Genomic DNA, 18,120 nt, shown 5'->3' with positions numbered 1-18,120 from the left:
ATATCATCTATTACATCAAGTTTCCATTGTTTACCGGTTATGCGCTTCGTTCCGGTATAAGACCCGTCTCCTCGTTTTTTTGAGCTTTACCCAAAGCCAACTGCGCCTGCGCTGCAGCGATACGGGCGAGAGGTACCCGGTAAGGGGAACAGCTGACATAGTCCAGTCCTACCGCATGACAGAAGAAGATCGATTGCTTGTCGCCGCCATGTTCGCCACAGATACTCGTTTTGAGCTGCGGCTTCACGGATTTGCCCTGTTCGACCGCCCACTCAATCAATCTTCCCACGCCATCCCGATCCAGCACCTGGAACGGATTGTCCGGCAGCAGATTCGATTCCACATAATGGGTAAGAAACTTGCCTTCCGCATCGTCGCGGCTGTAACCGAACGTCATTTGAGTCAAATCGTTCGTGCCAAAAGAGAAGAAATCCGCATGAGCCGCAATTTGTGCCGCCGTCACGGCAGCACGGGGCACCTCGATCATCGTGCCGATCCGGTAACGGAAGGTGCGCGCGGCATCGCCCAGTACCTCCTCGGCTTTGCGCTCGACCAGCTCGCGCATCCGCTTCAGTTCATTGGCATGGCCTACGAGCGGAATCATGATGTCGGGCCTGGCCTCCACCTGTTCATTCAGGCAGCTGAGCGCAGCGCGGAAAACAGCCTCCACCTGCATCTCGTAAATCTCAGGCAGCACCAGCCCTAGGCGGCAGCCCCGGGTTCCCAGCATCGGGTTCATCTCGTGAAGCGCTCTCACCTTGCGCAGCAGCTTGTCGAGCTGTTCTAGCTCTGCCGGATCCGCATCCGGCTGGTAGCGCAATCTCTCCTGCTGGACGATCAACTGCTCCAGGTTTGGCAAAAACTCATGAAGCGGCGGATCCAGCAGCCGGATCGTCACAGGAAGACCGCTCATCGCTTTAAAAATGCCCGCAAAATCCTCCTGCTGCATAGGCAGCAGCTGCGCCAACGCCTTACTCCGTTCCTCTTCCGTTTCAGCCAGAATCATCTCCTGTACGACGGGAACCCGCTCGGCGGACATAAACATATGCTCCGTCCGGCACAGGCCAATGCCTTCGGCACCGAAGCTTCGTGCTTTGGCCGCATCGTCCGGCGTATCCGCATTCGTGTAGATCTGCAGCTTCCGGATGGAGTCCGCCCAACCAAGCAGCTGCTGCAGCTCCGCAGTGATTACCGGCTCCCTCAGGCTGACGCCCCCCAGAATGACGCGTCCCGACGCACCGTCAATCGAGATGTCGTCGCCTTCCCGGACAATCCTCAGTTTACCGTCGACCTCAACGCTAAAGATACGATCCTCGATACGAATCGACTCGCAGCCGCAGACGCATGGCTTGCCCATTCCGCGCGCGACAACGGCTGCATGGCTCGTCATACCGCCTCGGCTTGTCAGCACGCCTTCGGCGGCCAGCACACCGTGAATATCTTCCGGCGTAGTTTCCGTACGGATCAGGATCACTTTACGGCCTTCCCGCGCCCAAGACTCCGCCGTATCGGCATCGAAGACAGCAGCGCCCGTTGCCGCACCCGGGGAAGCCGGTAATCCGACAGCAAGCACATCAAGCGGTTTGTCGGTATCAATCGCCCTGTGCAGCAGCTGATCCAGATGAAACGGCTCGATCCGCTCAATCGCTTCCCCCCGCTCCAGAATCCTTTCGTGCACGAGATCCACCGCAATCTTGACAGCTGCCTGCGCAGTCCGTTTACCATCCCGCGTTTGCAGCAGATACAGCTTTCCTCGCTCGACGGTAAATTCAATGTCCTGCATATCCTTGTAGTGCAGCTCCAGCGCTTCCGCGGTACTCAGCAGTTGGTCAAACACTTCCGGCATGTCATTCTTCAGTTCGGCTATCGGTACCGGAGTCCGAACACCGGCGACAACATCTTCCCCCTGCGCGTTCATCAAGTATTCGCCGTACAGCGACTTCTCCCCGGTGGACGGATTGCGGGTGAACACTACGCCCGTACCGCAATCGCTTCCCATATTGCCGAAAACCATCGACTGAATATTTACAGCCGTGCCCTGCTCATCCGGGATATGGTGCACCTTGCGGTACACCTTCGCACGAGCATTGTTCCACGAACGGAAAACAGCTTCCACCGCCAGCTCCAGCTGTTCCTCCACCTTCTGCGGGAACGGGCGTCCCGTTTCTTTGAGTACGACCGCTTTGTATTCTTCAATTAACCGCATCCAGCCCTCAGCACTCACCTGGCTGTCATATTCAGCGCCGGTTTGCTGCTTCAGACGATGAAGCAGGCCTTCAAAATGATAGGACTCCAGATCAAATACGACGTTGCCGAACATTTGAATCAACCGCCGGTAGCAATCATAAGCGAAACGCGGGTTACCGGTTAAAGCCGCAAGCCCCCGGACGGTTTCGTCATTCATGCCCAGGTTTAGGATCGTATCCATCATGCCGGGCATCGAGGTGACCGAACCGGACCGTACGGATACCAGCAGCGGATTCTGCGGGTCGCCGAATCGCTGGCCTTTCGCCGACTCTAACTGTTTCAACGCTTGCGCTACCTCGTCCATAAGCCCCTTGGGAAGCTGTCCGCCTGCGGCATAATACGCTCGGCACACTTCGGTAGTAATTGTAAATCCGGGGGGCACCGGCAATCCGACCTTGGTCATTTCCGCCAGATTGGCTCCTTTGCCGCCGAGCCATTGCTTCATACCGGCATGACCCGCTTCGAACGGAACTACACTTCGCATAATAAATACCCTCCTATGGTGGAATAATCGGGAATATGATTATTAAATAAAACATAACATACGTCTTAAATTTTGTAAATAGTATGTAATATTAAAAAATTAATACGTATTTAATGTGAAAAAAGCTTCAACATTTCATTAAACAAAGAAGGCATCGACGCTCCCCATCGAGCGTGATGCCTTCTTTGTTTATCCTGTTCCTATCCTGTTCCATAGATCAATTCCGTCCCGCCGCTTCCTCCGCCGTCTCCGCGTGTTGAGTATCCCGCAGCGATATTCGGGCACCCAACGATCTGAAGCTGCCGATGACATCTTCGTAGCCGCGCTCCACATGCTCCACCCCGGTAATGCGCGTACAGCCCTCGGCGGTTAGTCCGGCCAAAATCAGGGACGTTCCCGCCCGTACGTCCGTAGCATGCACCCAATTGCCGGCAAGCGGACGGCCTCCGCGGATAAAAGCACTTTCTCCACGCACCTCAATCTCCGCCCCCATCCTCCGCAGCTGCGGTACATGGTTAAACCTGTTGGGATATACTTTTTCCGTGATGATGCTTTTGCCCCTGGCCTGTGTCAGCAGCGCGGTCATCGGCTGCTGCAGGTCCGTCGCAAAGCCCGGATACATGGAAGTCCGGATACGCGTTGCCTTAATGGCATCGGTTCCGTACGCCGTAATGCCCGATTCGGTGCATTCCACCGTCAATCCCGCTTCAATGAGCTTGGAGATGCAGGAACCCAGATGCTCGGGAATGACATCGGTCACCGTAACGCGCCCTCTTGTTATGCCCGCCGCCATCAAAAAAGCGCCGGCCACAAGCCGATCCGGAATCACGGTATGGTATCCTCCGTTTAAATACGGAACCCCTTCAATCCGTATCCGGTCCGTTCCGGCACCGTAAATTTTGGCCCCGAGCCCGTTCAGGAATGCGGCCGTATCGACAACCTCCGGATCGACGGCCGCATGGTACAAGTTCGTTCTGCCGTGGGCCCGAACGGCTGCCAGCATGCTGTTGATTGTCGCACCGGATGTTACCGTATCAAAGTAAATGTCGGCGCCTTGGAGCCTTCCTGCTTCCACCACATAATAATCCTCATGAAATATAACCTTGGCGCCCAGCGCCTGAAATGCTTTGATATGCTGGTCAATCGGCCTGGAGGAGAAATCGTCCCCTCCGGGAAAACCAACGGTGACCCTCCCGAACTTAGCGAGCAGCGCACCGGCAAAATAATACGAGGCACGGAACGAAGACGCTTTGCCCGGGTCAATGATCGCGCTGTGAATATAGCGGGGATCGATAACCATGCTGCCGTCCGGCATGCGCTGCAGCCTCAGCCCGATATCATCCCCGATACGGGCGATTACTTTAACGTCGTAAATATCAGGAATTCCCTCCAGTATTACTTGACCATCCGCTAAACAGGCGGCGGCAAGCAGGGCAAGAGAGCTGTTCTTGGAGCCGGGTATCGATATGGAGCCTTGAAGCGGCCCTGCAGGTTCAACTTGAATAAATCTCATTCACGTAACCCTACTTTCCACATGTGCACGCACGCTATTTCGAATCCCACTCCAATACGTAACCGCTGCCGCGTACAGCACTAATCAGAAACGTGTCTTTGCCGTACTTTTTGCGAATCCGGTACACGAGCGCATTCAGTTCATCCATGCTGACATCGGGTACACCGTCCGTTCCCGACAGACGTTCAGGCCACACGCTTCGCTTGATCTGCTCTATCGGCACCAGCCGATTAGCCTCCTCATAAAGAAGCTTCAGGAACAAATACTCTTTCTCAGACATCGACAGCCGTTTGCCGTCCACCACACATTCCCTTTTTTCCCAATGGATCACCGGTTCGCCATCCGGTTCGTCCCCATGCTGGGTTAAGCTGAGCGGCTCGAATTCCAACGTCTGATCGGCGAATATATATGAAAAATGAAGTACCGTCATTCCTCTAGCAAGCTTGATGATGTCCGTCGATTGCAGCGGATAAGGCTGATGCGGCTCCACCTTGACTCCATTAATTTCAGTGCCGTGCCGGCTGCCCAAATCATATAGTACGGCCTTGCCGCCTTCCTGCCGAATCAACAGGTGCTTGCGCGAAATAAAGGCGTTCGTGAACGCAAAATCCGGCGAATACGTTTTGGACGCTCTGCCCAGCACCGTATCGGCAGCCGACAGATTGAGGCACGTTCCGGATCGATAAGGTTCCCCGCGAATCACATAAAGACAGGCGAAAGTTTCCAGTTTCTTTCCCTCCGTATGCTGTTTTGCGGCCCTTTGTCTCTTGTGGACAAGCGAGTATGAATTCCATACCATCATAACGTATTCCGAAACGAATGAAAATATCTGTTCGGTGACGAGTCAGTTATTTTTCAGTAACAATTCAAGATCGGCTGCGCAAAACAACCCATTAAGTTCTTTATCGTCAAAACACATCGGCCCCATTAGTCCCGATTTTTGGCCGGATTCGGCGCGTCGTGGTACCCCCGCTCTCCGTAGGGCTGCAGCTGTTCCATCCATTTGGCTTCCAAAACGGCAAGCTCATGGCGAACATCTTGATAACCGTCCTTGCGCTGCTTCAACCGTTCGAGCACCTCGAATTGAAATTCCGCTTTCCCGACTTCATTGTAGTCATGCTGCATGGCTTTGCTTCGGAACATGCCCATGTTCAGCTCGAATTGATGGCGCTTTGCGATCGCGTCCAGGTCCGGACTGCTTTCGATCCACATCTTTCCATTCCTGCGGTTCGTGATACAGTACACTCCCATCGGGCGCTCTGTCTCCATATAGGCTGCAACCAGTTCTTTGCGTTTTTCCCTGTTCATGCTTTTCTTCCCCTTTTCTTGCGATTCATCGTCTTTGACCGGTTCAACCCAATAGGAGCTGCCGTCATCCAACCGCTCCATGAATCCATAATCCACCATATACCGCCGCAGTGACGCATAATCCGGGTGGGCCTGCTCCAGAATGCGGTTCACCTCCGGCTCGGTATACCGTTTGCCCGGTTGAAACCTGCGCTGCAGCAACCTTGCTATGTCCACGCGCCGGGCTCTCTTTTTTCGGCCAGCTCCGCAGCGGGCCTTCGAGCCCATCAGGAAAATAGCGCAGCAGTTCCGCATCGTCCTCATCGCTGTTGATCTGATATTTAGTTTATTTATAGTCAAACAAACATCAATTTCGTTTGGCCATTCTCATTTTGTGAAATCTAATCTGCGTTTCGTGTCGCTATCTGTATCCGGCAGCGCATGATATAATAAACCTATTTCTAGCATTCAACGAAAACGCAGCCGTTCGGGAGTGTTTATTATGCGCCTGTCCATCCGCCTGTTCACAGCTTTGATGGGGTTGCTGCTCATTTTGCCGATTCCATCTTCGGAGTTCACTCGTCCAGACCCTTCCTCTTCCGTTGCGCCTGTAAGTGTGGAGCCGCCGCAATTGGAATGGACGGAGGAGGATCTGCTCAAGCCCCCGAATATTATTTTTGTTCTGAGCGAAACCTTCTGGGATGCAACCCGGATGACGAATCTGACGTTCAGCCGGGATCCGATTCCTTTTTTTCGCGCGCTGCAGAAGCGGTTCACCCACGGCACCATGCTGTCACCCATGTTCGGCGGCGGGACGGCAAATGTGGAGCTTGAGGTATTAACCGGGCATTCCATGCGCTTTTTTCCGGAGAACTCCATCCCATACGAATCCGTTATTAAGCATCCGACCGCTTCACTGGCCAGCATCCTGTCGGAACAAGGCTATACGGCTACGGCCATCAGTCCTTTTTACGGATGGTTCTTCAACAGCATCGAAGTGTATAAGCAGCTTGGTTTTTCCCAATTGATCAGCCTGGAATATTTTAACCCCAATGAGTATGTCGGACCATATATCGGCGATTATGCGGTAACAAGGCGCATTATTGAGGAAACCGCCGAAAGTCCGGGCCCCGATTTCATCTTTGCCAGTACGATGGAAAACCATTACCAATACTATCCCGGAAAATTCAAAAAGAATACGATCGATATTAAAGGAAACGGGGTATCGCCGGAAGCGATCGGTATTGCGGAGACCTACGCTCAAGGCTTGACGGCCGCGGATAAAATGCTTCAGGAGCTGGTCAGTCACTTTGGACAGGTCAAAGAACCGACGATTCTCGTGTTCTTCGGAGACCATTTGCCGTCTTTGGAGAAATATTTTGTCTATAAGGAAGCCGGGTATATCAGCGGCGAGGACGATCCGGACTTTCTGGAGAAAATGTACCATGTCCCCGTTCTCATCTGGAACAATTATTTGCCGGAGGAGCAGAAGGATTCCTTGCATATGAGCCCTTCATTCCTCGGTCCTTATGTGCTTCAATTAGCCAAAAGGCCGGGCAGTAGCTATACCGATTATTTAGGCGAGCTGTCCCGGCGTATGCCGATTCTCCCTCCGCCCAGCCATTATGAAGCGATGAATATCGATACCGGACTGGTAAAGGAGTACGAGGCGCGGCAGCATGCCATTCTGGAAGCGGAGAAGCAGGCGGGAGGGGAGCGCAGCGGATTCGTGCTTGGATACGGGGAACCGGCAATTGAGGAGGTAACACCGGGGAAAATAAAGCTTGGGGATAAGACGCGGATGACCGTCCGGGGCGGAAGATTCGGCATCGGCAGCACCGTTTTTGTAAATGGGGAGAAGCTGCAGACCTATTGGCTCAGCGAATCGTCGCTCAGTGTCAAGCTCACGAAAGAGCTGGTTAAAAAACCGGGTCTGCTGGAGATACAGGTTAAGGTCATAGACTCGAAAAACAATATCCTGAATGAGTCCAAACCGGTTTATGTCACGGTGGATTAACAGAAAACCAAATGATTCATGCAGCAGCAGTATAAAAACCCCATCCTCGTTCCGGTGCGGACGAGGATGGGGTTTGTTGAAGCTTGTCGATCCCTGCGCTTGCCCGGGAAATGAGGTTTGCTTCAAAGGCTTATACCCGAACGGAAGCAGAAATAAACAGGCTGCCGATCCTCTCCTGAGCATCCATCGGCTGCCGACGCCGGGCGCCCATCAGCAGCTTATTCCTCCCGGTGCCACAGATTCTGAAGCTCCTCATTGGTCTCCAGCAACTCTTCCAGGCGGCCGGCGGCGTCTACCCTGCCCTGCTTCAGCACGATGATCCGGTCCGCACGCATGAGAGCGGCCTTGCGGTGAGAGATCACCAGGCACGCCGCCCCCTGGCGCTGCTCCTCCAAGCGCTCCCACAGCTTCCATTCCGTATCGACGTCCAGCGCGCTGGACAAATCGTCGAAGACGAGAAGCTCCGCATCGCGCACAAACATGCGGGCCGCCGCCGTTCGCTGCGCCTGGCCGCCGGACAGCTTCACGCCGCGCGGACCGATAACGGTAGAAAGTCCCTGGGGCAATCTCTCCAGATCCTCCTCCAGCACCGCGGACCGGATCGCCCGGCGAAGCCGCTCCCCTTCCGGACGTATGCCGAGCAAAATGTTGTTCTCCAGCGTGTCACTGTACAGACGGGGAATTTGCGGCGTATAGGCGCTGCGCGGAGGAACGAAGAATTCACTTGGTTCCGTCACAGGCTCGCCGTTCCAGAGAATTTCTCCCGCCTGCTTGGGCAGCAGCCCTAACAGCGTCCGGACCAGCGTCGTTTTGCCCGAGCCCACGCGACCGGTAATGACAGTAAAGGACCCGCGCTCCAGACGGAGGCCGATGCCTTCAATCCCCCGCCCTGTCTCCGGATACCTGTACGTCAGACCGTGAACTTCCAGCACATCGAGACGGTCTTTCTTGGTCCGAACCGGCTCCTCCGGCTCCGGCAGCTCTCCGCGGAGATACAGCGGATGATGCTCCGTCAACCGCTGCGGGTCGGCTCCCTGCAGCAGCGCCAGCAGCCTGTCTTTGGCTACCTCGCTGACTTTAAAATACGTCATGAATTTACCGAAATTCTGGATGAATTGCGTCACGAAAGTCAGGTAATAGACGAATAAAGCAAAATCACCGACGGTAAAGCCGCCGCCCCGCATTTTTTCCGCAGCCAGCAAAAGAATCAGCCCCGTACCCAAATTCACGGCGTTGGAGAAGACCGAATCCAGGGAGGCGGTAAACAGCTGGTCTTTCAGCATGGCTTCCCGCCGCTGGGCATTGAGCCGTTTAAAGCGTCCGATCACACGATCTTCCGCACCCGCAACCTGAACGGATTGCACCGTGCTGAACATCTCGCTGATCGCCCCGGTAACCCGGCTGGTCGCTTCCCGGCTGGCGGCGCGATACTTCTGCAGCATGGCCGTAGACAGCTGCGCCACCGTTACGACGATAATCAGCGGCAGAAATACCCACAATGTCATTTGTGCATCGATCCGGATGAGAATAAAACAGGAAACGGCGGCAAATAACATCATCCCCAGCGCATCCGCCGACCAGCTGACGGTTTCCTCCACTTGCTCGACGTCATCCCGAAACGTGCTGATCGCTTCTCCCGACGATCCCGGAATAGCTCGCGCTCCAGGCTCTTTGAGCACATGCTTCAGCAAGTTTCGGCGCAACAGACCGCCGAGCCGAAAACGGAAGTGAACGTCGGTCATGAAGCCGAAAAGAATAAACCCGACCCTGGCCAGCGCGGATAAAAGAAGGAATGCGATCAGCGCCCCAATCCCGAAGCTGTACAGCACATGTCCAGTCAGCATATCAAAAAACTGCTTCATAATCAGACCCGGTACGATCGGCGCCAAATAAATCAACGACCACGCCAAGGCATTCCATAAAAACAAGCCTTTGCGGTACCGGGTAAGCTTCCACAAGAAGGAGAGCGTCGTCATGCCAGCATCTCCTCCATTCCCAACTGCAGCATTCGGCTGTAACGGGAATGAGGGTCAGCAGCCAGCCTTACCCGTTCCCCTTGCTCTGCAACACGCCCATTATCCAGTATCAGAATCCGGTCAGCTCTTTGAACCGTCGTTAGCCGATGCGCAATGATAATGCAGGTGCGGCCGAGAAGCAGACGGTTCATCGCTTGTTCGATCCGCTGTTCGGTTGCCGGATCCAGCCTTGACGAAGCTTCGTCAAGAATAACAAGACCCGGATCGCGTAAAAACACCCTGGCGAACGACAGCAGTTGAGCCTCTCCGGCCGACAAGCCTCCTCCCCCGGACTCCAGCATGGTATCCAGGCCGTGAGGCAGCGAGCGAAGCCACGATGCCAAGCCCAGCTCCCGGAGCACCTGTTCGATTCTCCCGTCGTTCACCGATTCATCATAGAACGTCAAATTATCGCGTACCGTCCCTTGAAAAATCTCGATATTTTGCGTCACCATCCCGACACGGTCCCGCAGCTCATGAAGCTTGGTCTCCCGAATATCAATCCCCCCGATCGCAATCCGTCCTTGCCCCGGATCGTAAAAGCGCAGCAGCAGCCGGGCCAGCGTGGTTTTGCCGCTGCCTGTTCTGCCCAGAAGCCCTAACACCTGACCCTGCTCGAGGCGGAAGCTCACATCCTCCAGCGTTGCGGTCTCCGCATCGTATCCGAATCCGACACGGTCGAATTCAACGGATAGCGGCCCTTCCGGCAGAGCGGCGCCCCTGCCGTCTTGAATCAGTGATTGCGTCTGCAGCAGTTCGCGTATGCGTACAATGCTGGCATCGGCTTTTTGCAGGTCCTCCATTTGCGTCCGAATCTGCTCAATCGGTTTGGCCATCAGCTCGGTATAGTAAAAAATCATATACACCGTTCCGATCGTAATCGAGCCCTGGCGCCACAAATAATAGCTGATGCCCAACGCTACCGCGTTTCCGATCGTAAACACGAGCAGCGTCGTAATCCACATAGAAGCCCAGCCGAGATACGCCCGTATACGGATCGGCAGCCATTCGCGCAGCAGAAGATGAAAACGATGCATCACATACCCTGTCGCTCCGCTGGCGCGCGTGTCCTCCGTACCTTCCAGATGCTCACTAAGGAAACCGTAAAATGAGGCGCTCATCTGCCTGAGCTTCCCCCAGTGGGGCACTGCAAATTTACGGATATACTGGATAGCGGCAATGGCAAAAACCACAAAAAAAAGCATCCCCGTGCCGATCAGCCAGCCTTCCCGGAACAGCAGCACCAGCATGCCTGCAACCAGCACGACATTGCTTACCAGCATGATCACGAAATTGGAGAAAAAATTGGACAAATTGTTGATATCCCCATCTACCCGCTCAATGATGGCTCCGGAGGTTTGCGACTTGTGAAACGACATATCCAGCTTCAAACAGTGCGCCGCCACGGCCTCGCGCAATTGGTTCGTTGCAATCCAACCAACGTTGGCCCCCACATAGGACGCCCCAACCGCCACGGCTTGCTGCACCAAGGTAACGCCAATAAATAACACGGCGGCAAAGACCAGCGGCCTGCTGCTCTCCTGCCATTGCGCCGTATCGATAAAGTAGCGGATGATTTGCGGATTGACGAGCTGCATCACGATGCCGCTTAACAGCAGCACCGCAAGAACGGCCATGCTTTTCATCTGCGGTTTCAGATACTGGCGCAGCAAGCCGGCATATTCTCTGGCCGGAATTTTAGGAATCACCTTTTTCATACTCTCCCGCAGCCCCCTTTGCGTAAAAACATTGCAGCCTGCCGACGAGCCTAATCCACGACAGATCGTAAGGAAAAAATAAAAAGCCGCCGCGTCAATGGAGCGGAAGCTTACAGAATACAGAGTACACGATATAGTAAATAATGATATCCACTTTTGGGACTTCTCAGCCTTAACCGGTCAACTGCTTGCGCATGCGCACGTGCCATATGCCCGCGTCAAGAAAAGGTTCGGGAGAGATCGTTTCATAGCCCAGCTTGCGGTAAAATGGCTCCGCCTGTGTCTGTGCATCCAGGATGACCGCAGGCACACCTTGCGACCGGATATCCTCCTCCATCGCCTGGATGAGCAGGCGGCCGATCCCCCGACCGCGATAAGGAGCAAGCACCGCGATCCGCTGGAGCTTCGCCGTCCGGGAGTCATACATCCGCCAGCGTGCAGTCCCGACCGGCTTCTCGCCGTCCGCCGCGAGAAAATGCCGGCACGCCGACCATGAGACGTCGAACTCATCCATTTCAAGGTCAGGCGGAACCTGCTGCTCTTGTACAAAAACGTTCATGCGAACGGAAAAGCAGTCATTCAGCTGCTCCTCCGTATGTACGGGTATAATGTTCAGATTCAAGCCGAAACCTCCCGGGTCTATGAAAGCGTCCAAACTTCACCCGGACGCAAAGCTTTGCCGGTAATCCCTTTTGACGTGAGGCTGTCGGCGAACGCTTGCGCATTCTGTCTGATCGGCGGGAACGTATTGAAATGCAGCGGCACGACGGTCTTGGCCTTCAGCCATTCTGCAGCAAGAGCCGCATCCTGAGGTCCCATCGTAAACACGTCGCCGATCGGCAGAAACGCCACATCAATTTGGTTGCGCTCGCCAATGAGCTTCATGTCGGAGAACAGTGAGGTATCCCCGCTGTGAAGAAGCGTCAAACCGTTCCACCGGATGATAAAGCCGCCCGGCATGCCTCCATAGATGATCTTCTTCTCTTCTTCGAGCACGATGCCGGAGCTGTGAAAAGCCTGGATCATCTCGATCTCCGCATAGCCCAGAGAGGTACGGCCGCCAATGTTCATAGCAAACGTCTTCGCTCCCTGCCAGCTCATATACGTTGCCAGCTCGAAGGTGGCAACGACGGTGGCATCATTGTTTTTTGCGATCGGCATGGTATCCAGAATATGGTCCGGATGTGCGTGGGTAAGCAGGATGTGCTCCACTTTGATATCCTCCGGCTTGGTAGCTGCCAAAGGATTGCCGGAAATAAACGGATCAATGATCAGAGAGTGTCCTTCGTGACTGAGCTGCACGCAAGAATGCCCATGATAGCGAATTTCCATAATGGTTACTCCTCCTTGGTATGGGAATCGGGTTACTTTAGGACAAGCATCGTATGTACATTGTAACAAAGAACCCGCCATAAACTCAAAAAAGAAAAACGTCCGCAAGATCATCGGACGGTTCATGGGTGCGCTAGCCCCACCCCTCATCTTTCACGATTTCAAAGGCGGACCGTAAACTTTCCATCCCATACCCAACGCCTATTTGAAAAACCGGCCGGTTCATCCGGCAAAAGCCTTCAATAATGCCTCCCTTACACGGTCTTTGCTGAAGGGCTTGACGATAAAATCGATGGCCCCCATAGAAACCGCACGAATCAAAAGCGCCTGCTGCCCCATCGCCGACACCATGATGACTTTGGCATCCGGGTCCATCGTCTTGATTTCCTTCAGCGCCGTAAGGCCGTCCATCTCCGGCATGGTTATGTCCAGCGTAACCAGATCCGGTTTAAGCTCGGAATAAAGCGTCAGGGCCTCCAGCCCGTTGCTTGCCTCCGCCACGATTTCATACCCAAATTCGATCAGGGAATTTTTGAGAATCATACGCATAAATAAAGAATCGTCTACGATAATAATTTTTTTCACGCCGGATTACCCCCACTTGTATGATGTATGTACGCAAGGATAAGTGGCAGCACGGTCCTATAATGGCAAGTGATCAGTCAAGCTGATTTGTAACACTCGAAAAAACTTGAGATGAGATGCCGGGTCACTAAAAAAAGACCTCCCGTTTGCCGTAAAGGAGGCCCGTATCAGACGATTTCCTCCGGTCCTTCGGCAACTGGCTGACGTAGTTTGCACATTAGTCCCTTTAGCATTGCGTCCTTGACTTTTACCAGGGTTGCCTTAGTCGAGTGAACCGATAATCAAATGTATTATAGCATCCTATGGTGAAAATACAAGAGCGAACTCTCGGCCTGAATAAGGTTAAACGGCTCTTCTTTTCTTATCTATAATTATACCTGTTCGCTCCAGGCATTGCCACAATTTTGTCAATTTTTATCAGTAAGCTGTAGAGCGCCATGTTTAATATGAGAATCCCGGATGTCCGCTGCTTATGCTGCCTCTGACGTGCCCGTCCCTCTTCAGCATCCGGTTTCATCTTGAATGGGCAGCTTCCTCGGATCGGTCTGTCGCCAATGGGGGTTCAGGAGATAGTGCGGAAATCTCCTTTCTCCACTCCGGAGTCATGTCTATGTTCAGCGCTCCAAGCGAGGGCTCCAACTGTTCAACACTGCGGGCGCCAATGATCGGGGCCGTGATCCCGGGATGAGACATGACCCATGCCACCGCTAATGAAACCGGATGAACGCCATGCTCATCCGCGTACCGGGTGAAGCGGTCCGCCGTCTCGTAATAGCCTGCATCGGCATAACGAAGCTTGTAATTCGCCTGCTCAACGAGCCGCCCCAGTTCAGGCTTTCGGCCGACACCGTATTTCCCTGTCAACAGTCCGCCTCCCAGAGGGCTGTAGGAGATGACGCCCATCCGCTCGGATTGAGCCATCGGCAAAATTTCGACCTCCGCCTGACGTTTCACCAGGTTGTACATCGGTTGAATGCATTCAAACCGGGCAAGGCTTTCCCTGGCTGAAATCCCAAGCGCCTTCGCGATCTGCCAAGCCGCCCAGTTGCTGACTGCCGGATGCAGTATTTTTCCCTGCCGCTGAAGATCGTCCATAGCCCGCAAAATCTCTTCCATATCCGCTTCCGAATCGAAAGCGTGAACGAAATACAATTCGATCCGGTCCGTTCCGAGCCGCTTCAAGCTTTCCTCTACCGCAAGCATGATGTGCCTGCGTGATAAGCCCCGGTCATTGATGCCCTCTCCGGTCTTCCCGTGAACTTTGCTGGTAAGAATGACATCATTGCGGATTCCGGCAATGCACTTGCCCAATATTTCTTCTGCAAGCCCTTTATTATACACATCGGCGCAATCGAAGAAATTTATGCCTACCTCCCGGCATCTTCGGAACATGGCCATAGAGGCTGCCTCGTCGGCTGCACCTCCGAAGGACATTGTGCCGAAGCAAAGACTGGATACTTTCATTCCTGTTTTACCTAATGTACGGTATTGCATCTAACCTTCCCTCCTCTTCATGAGCCAAAGGCATCGGCCGACAGAATCCGCCTTCTATGCATTCAGCGCACATTGGTTTACGTTCAACGTGTTCATCCGCAAAACTGCACAATTCCAATTCAAAAGCGCTCCCGGGTTATGTATTCGTCATTGAGGGCTCCATCTCCGGCTTGCGCCTGTTTACATCATACCATAAAAGACCGGAATACCTTCACCGCTTTTTGCCTTCCAACGGGTGAACCAAGGGTGAACCAAGATCGTCTAATATTCAAAATCATCACGCATCCGCCTTGGAAGGAGGTGAAAGAAGATGAAAACGGGAACAGCAATTGCCATCGCGATCGCGGGCGCAGCACTGTTGTCCATATCCGTATGGCTCGGGCCCGGAGTGTTCACAAGATCAGACGCGGAGCAACCGCCGACGCCGCCAAGCCAACAAGCCGGCTCCGCTCCAAACAGCCCCTCCGGCAATGAAGTCCAACCGGTTCCGCCTCCTGCTACACAGCCCGTTCCCGAGGTAAAGGCGCCCCAACGCGTACCCTATCATGGTCCGGTGGAGCATATCTTTTTCCATCCTTTGATTGCTTACCCCGAGCTGGCGTTCGATGGAGATTCGATGTCCCGGGGCTACGATGACTGGTTCGTTACCGTCAAAGAATTTAAAGCGATTCTCGAACAGTTATACCAAAGAGGATATGTGCTGATTGACATCCGGTCACTTTATGAAACCCGAGACGATCAAGGGATCCGAAGCGTATCCCGGAAGGAGCTGCTGGTGCCGGAGGGTAAAAAACCTCTGATCTTATCGGTGGATGATCTAAATTATTATGAATATATGATTCGGAACGGTAATGTAAGCAGGCTTGTCGTCGACGGTCAGGGACGGATAGCTGCGGAATCAACGAGAAGCGGCCAAACGCATATAGACTATGATAATGAAATTGTTCCCATCGTGGACGAATTTGTCAAAGCTCACCCCGATTTTTCCCTGGACGGAGCTAAGGGGGTTATAGCATTAACGGGTTACGAAGGCATCCTCGGCTATCGTACGCAAAATAGAAACACCCCCGGCTTCGAAATGGAAGCGCAGAAGGCGCTGACGGTAGTTGAAGCGCTGAAAGCCAACGGCTGGTCGTTTGCCTCACACGGCTGGGGCCATTTGGATGCAAGGAAAACCAGTCTGGACCGCTTTGTTGAGGACACTCAACGGTGGAAGGATGAGGTGGAATCACTCATCGGCCCCACCCCCGTTTATATTTATCCATATGGAAGCAGTGTGCTTCCCGGTGATCCAAAGTACCAGGCGCTGCTGGACTCCGGCTTTACCATGCTGTGCTCCGTTGGTCCGGAGCCTTATATCCGCTTTCAGTCCGACAGTATCATGATGGATCGCCGTCATATCGACGGCATCGCCCTGAAGGGTCAGGCCAAACGGTTATCCGGACTTTTCAATGCCTCGGAGGTGATGGATTCCGTGAGACCAAAGACGGAAACTTCAAAATAGCCTCCGACGCACTTACACACTCATCGTCTCTCCTTTATTGCTTGCCAATTCCTTCCTTTCGCCGAACAGCTTCTTGAGAAGCGGAGGCGTAATTAAGGTAGTCAGAATAACGACGATCACAACCGATGTAAAGAAATCCTGTGGAAGAAGATTCATTTCGAGTCCGATGGCGGCAATAATCAAGGCCACTTCTCCACGGGATATCATTCCGGCGCCGATCCGTATGGAAGAATTCCATGAGAAACCGGTCACACGCGCGCCCAAGCCGCATCCTATGATCTTGGTCAACACTGCCATGATAGTAAGTCCTGCAATGAGAGGCAGCTGCTCCATGATCCCGTTGAATGTGACGGAAACGCCGATACTGACAAAGAATACAGGGACAAACACCGCATAAGCAATCGGCTCCAGCTTGTGCTCGACTTCTTTCTTAAAATTCGTTTGGGCGATGGCAATACCCGCCGCAAACGCTCCGATAATGCCGGCAATTTGCAGCGATTCGGCAAGGTAAGAAAAGCCGAAGCAAATAATCAACGCTGCGCTTGTGACCGTTTCCGACACACGCAATGGCGCAAACCGCTTCATGATCCATGGAACGACCTTCCAGCCCAGAACAAGGATCAGGGCAAAAAACAATACTTTCTTGCCGATCAGCAACCCTAAGCTGACATCTCCGCCGCCTACGAAAAAGCTCATCAGGAACGCGAGCAGAATGACAACCAGAATATCGTCCACGATAGCTGCGCCAAGGATGGTAACGCTCTCCCGGCTCTTCAATTGACCCAGGTCTTTAAGCGTTTGCACCGATATACTGACGGAAGTTGCCGAGAACAGCAGGCCCAGGAACAACGATTCGGCTTGTCCAAGCCCCATGAGCTGTCCTCCCGCATATCCCCCAATCAGAGGAAAAATAATGCCTCCGACAGCTACCGAAACCGATGAATTCCGGTTACGGTTTAACTCCTGAACATCCGTTTCCAGACCGGCTATAAACATCAATAGTAAAACCCCGATTTGACTGAACGCCTGCAGCATATCTGAATTTTGAACCCATCCCAGTACAGCGGGCCCAATCACGATACCCACGATGAGCTTCCCCAGCACCGCCGGCTGACCCAGCTTGACACAAAGATCCCCTGCAATCTTTGTGGAAAGCAAAATGATTAACAACTGAAAGAAAAACAACAAGCCTATCACTCCCGTTAAAAATGGATTTGCAGCACAAAAGGAGCCTGTACAGACATACTGATATCGTCTGTGACAGGCTCCACCTAAGTACTGCTTATATTCTTTTCACTTCTATATTCTATCATGGATAATATAAATAATACAAGAGTTTTTTTGTTTTAAGTACATATCGTTTCACTTTTACACAAGAAGAAGCCCTTACTGATTGGGGCTCCTTTTTCATTCATATTCAACTTCACATCATTTCGGAGGTTCCTTACGTGGCGTAACATCCTGCCGGATCGATTCGCTTTTGTTCTCGGGACGGTCCGGAACATAAGGCAGCGGTGTCCGCTTGATCTGCGGCAGATAAGGCTCCTCCGACGCTTCCAGGCGTGCGCCGCAGTTCGGGCAAAATCGGGTTTCCTCCTTAACGGATTGACCGCAAGCACACTGCTTCTCGTGCTTCAACAGCCGGATCTGGTCTTCCAATTGACGGATCTGCAACTCCAGGGATTGATTTTCCTTGGAATACATGCGCACTGTTTTTTCCGCTTTGCTGAGATCCGCCGCCTTATAAGCTTCATATACCTCTAAACCGATTTGATACAGATTTTGTTCAAGCTGTTTTCGCTTCGAATGAATTTGCGCTGTAATTTTGGTAACTTCAATCGCCTGTTGGGCTTTATCCGCCGCGCGGCTCGCCCCCTTCTTCAATTTCGACAAGAAATGGTTCATGCGCAAGCCCCCTACTCCT

Annotated in this window: 14 protein-coding genes and 1 riboswitch; of the genes, 2 read left to right on the top strand and 12 right to left on the bottom strand. The window is 53.3% G+C overall.

Annotated elements, in window-relative coordinates:
- Window positions 1-37: 37 nt before the first annotated feature.
- From ppdK to NR121_RS16310, 4 genes are all read right to left on the bottom strand, one after another.
- The gene (gene ppdK, locus NR121_RS16325; RefSeq protein ID WP_062409014.1) at window positions 38-2,731 is read right to left on the bottom strand and encodes a pyruvate, phosphate dikinase; all 2,694 of its coding nucleotides are present in this window, start codon (window positions 2,729-2,731) and stop codon (window positions 38-40) included.
- Between the two features lie 217 nt (window positions 2,732-2,948).
- Complete coding sequence (gene murA, locus NR121_RS16320) at window positions 2,949-4,244, bottom strand: UDP-N-acetylglucosamine 1-carboxyvinyltransferase (protein ID WP_062409015.1); 1,296 nt, start codon at window positions 4,242-4,244, stop codon at window positions 2,949-2,951.
- Between the two features lie 34 nt (window positions 4,245-4,278).
- The gene (locus tag NR121_RS16315) at window positions 4,279-5,046 is read right to left on the bottom strand and encodes an FHA domain-containing protein (RefSeq protein WP_235594314.1); all 768 of its coding nucleotides are present in this window, start codon (window positions 5,044-5,046) and stop codon (window positions 4,279-4,281) included.
- Window positions 5,047-5,171: 125 nt separating this feature from the next.
- Complete coding sequence (locus tag NR121_RS16310; RefSeq protein WP_256831499.1) at window positions 5,172-5,819, bottom strand: DUF2087 domain-containing protein; 648 nt, start codon at window positions 5,817-5,819, stop codon at window positions 5,172-5,174.
- Window positions 5,820-6,033: 214 nt separating this feature from the next.
- On the opposite strand from NR121_RS16310, the gene NR121_RS16305 reads away from it, so the two are divergent.
- Entirely contained in the window at window positions 6,034-7,548 is a 1,515-nt protein-coding gene (locus NR121_RS16305; RefSeq protein WP_137670292.1) for an LTA synthase family protein, read from the top strand.
- 218 nt (window positions 7,549-7,766) lie between these two features.
- Here NR121_RS16305 and NR121_RS16300 read toward each other — a convergent pair whose 3' ends face one another.
- From NR121_RS16300 to NR121_RS16275, 6 genes are all read right to left on the bottom strand, one after another.
- Entirely contained in the window at window positions 7,767-9,524 is a 1,758-nt protein-coding gene (locus NR121_RS16300) for an ABC transporter ATP-binding protein (protein ID WP_256831480.1), read from the bottom strand.
- Window positions 9,521-11,281, bottom strand: a complete 1,761-nt coding sequence (locus NR121_RS16295; protein ID WP_054817938.1) for an ABC transporter ATP-binding protein — start codon at window positions 11,279-11,281, stop codon at window positions 9,521-9,523. Before NR121_RS16295 ends, NR121_RS16300 begins: the two co-directional genes overlap by 4 nt.
- Before the next feature lie 172 nt (window positions 11,282-11,453).
- On the bottom strand, window positions 11,454-11,903 hold the full coding sequence (locus NR121_RS16290) for a GNAT family N-acetyltransferase (RefSeq protein ID WP_054817937.1): 450 nt from the start codon (window positions 11,901-11,903) through the stop codon (window positions 11,454-11,456).
- A gap of 17 nt (window positions 11,904-11,920) precedes the next feature.
- A complete protein-coding gene (locus tag NR121_RS16285; RefSeq protein WP_137670289.1) occupies window positions 11,921-12,613 on the bottom strand; it encodes a metal-dependent hydrolase in 693 nt (230 codons plus the stop codon).
- A 222-nt stretch (window positions 12,614-12,835) separates the two neighbouring features.
- Window positions 12,836-13,198, bottom strand: a complete 363-nt coding sequence (locus NR121_RS16280) for a response regulator (protein ID WP_074727549.1) — start codon at window positions 13,196-13,198, stop codon at window positions 12,836-12,838.
- Window positions 13,199-13,386: 188 nt separating this feature from the next.
- A riboswitch (cyclic di-GMP riboswitch) is annotated at window positions 13,387-13,469 on the bottom strand.
- A 242-nt stretch (window positions 13,470-13,711) separates the two neighbouring features.
- Window positions 13,712-14,692: an aldo/keto reductase gene (locus NR121_RS16275; RefSeq protein ID WP_137670288.1), complete on the bottom strand. Its 981-nt coding sequence runs from the start codon at window positions 14,690-14,692 to the stop codon at window positions 13,712-13,714.
- A gap of 310 nt (window positions 14,693-15,002) precedes the next feature.
- On the opposite strand from NR121_RS16275, the gene NR121_RS16270 reads away from it, so the two are divergent.
- Complete coding sequence (locus tag NR121_RS16270; RefSeq protein ID WP_074727547.1) at window positions 15,003-16,196, top strand: polysaccharide deacetylase family protein; 1,194 nt, start codon at window positions 15,003-15,005, stop codon at window positions 16,194-16,196.
- Window positions 16,197-16,208: 12 nt separating this feature from the next.
- Here the strand turns inward: NR121_RS16270 and NR121_RS16265 are convergent, their stop codons facing one another.
- Window positions 16,209-17,390 (bottom strand): cation:proton antiporter, encoded by a 1,182-nt coding sequence (locus tag NR121_RS16265; RefSeq protein WP_137670327.1) that lies wholly within the window; start codon window positions 17,388-17,390, stop codon window positions 16,209-16,211.
- Window positions 17,391-17,624: 234 nt separating this feature from the next.
- On the bottom strand, window positions 17,625-18,101 hold the full coding sequence (locus NR121_RS16260) for a zinc ribbon domain-containing protein (RefSeq protein ID WP_054817934.1): 477 nt from the start codon (window positions 18,099-18,101) through the stop codon (window positions 17,625-17,627).
- Window positions 18,102-18,120: the final 19 nt, after the last annotated feature.

Source organism: Paenibacillus sp. Pae15, assembly GCF_024519685.1.
Taxonomy (GTDB): Bacteria; Bacillota; Bacilli; order Paenibacillales; family NBRC-103111; genus Paenibacillus_G; species Paenibacillus_G naphthalenovorans.
The sequence above is the reverse complement of the archived record's forward strand: the minus strand, read 5'-3'. Positions and strand labels throughout refer to the sequence as shown.

Excerpts from the sequence above, each read along its gene's own strand:
- NR121_RS16310 (WP_256831499.1), bottom strand. The coding sequence starts at position 5,819 with ATGGGCTCGAAGGCCCGCTGCGGAGCTGGCCGAAAAAAGAGAGCCCGG.
- NR121_RS16275 (WP_137670288.1), bottom strand. The coding sequence starts at position 14,692 with ATGCAATACCGTACATTAGGTAAAACAGGAATGAAAGTATCCAGTCTT.
- ppdK (WP_062409014.1), bottom strand. The coding sequence starts at position 2,731 with ATGCGAAGTGTAGTTCCGTTCGAAGCGGGTCATGCCGGTATGAAGCAA.
- NR121_RS16305 (WP_137670292.1), top strand. The coding sequence starts at position 6,034 with ATGCGCCTGTCCATCCGCCTGTTCACAGCTTTGATGGGGTTGCTGCTC.
- NR121_RS16300 (WP_256831480.1), bottom strand. The coding sequence starts at position 9,524 with ATGACGACGCTCTCCTTCTTGTGGAAGCTTACCCGGTACCGCAAAGGC.
- NR121_RS16295 (WP_054817938.1), bottom strand. The coding sequence starts at position 11,281 with ATGAAAAAGGTGATTCCTAAAATTCCGGCCAGAGAATATGCCGGCTTG.
- NR121_RS16315 (WP_235594314.1), bottom strand. The coding sequence starts at position 5,046 with ATGATGGTATGGAATTCATACTCGCTTGTCCACAAGAGACAAAGGGCC.
- NR121_RS16285 (WP_137670289.1), bottom strand. The coding sequence starts at position 12,613 with ATGGAAATTCGCTATCATGGGCATTCTTGCGTGCAGCTCAGTCACGAA.
- NR121_RS16260 (WP_054817934.1), bottom strand. The coding sequence starts at position 18,101 with ATGAACCATTTCTTGTCGAAATTGAAGAAGGGGGCGAGCCGCGCGGCG.
- murA (WP_062409015.1), bottom strand. The coding sequence starts at position 4,244 with ATGAGATTTATTCAAGTTGAACCTGCAGGGCCGCTTCAAGGCTCCATA.
- NR121_RS16270 (WP_074727547.1), top strand. The coding sequence starts at position 15,003 with ATGAAAACGGGAACAGCAATTGCCATCGCGATCGCGGGCGCAGCACTG.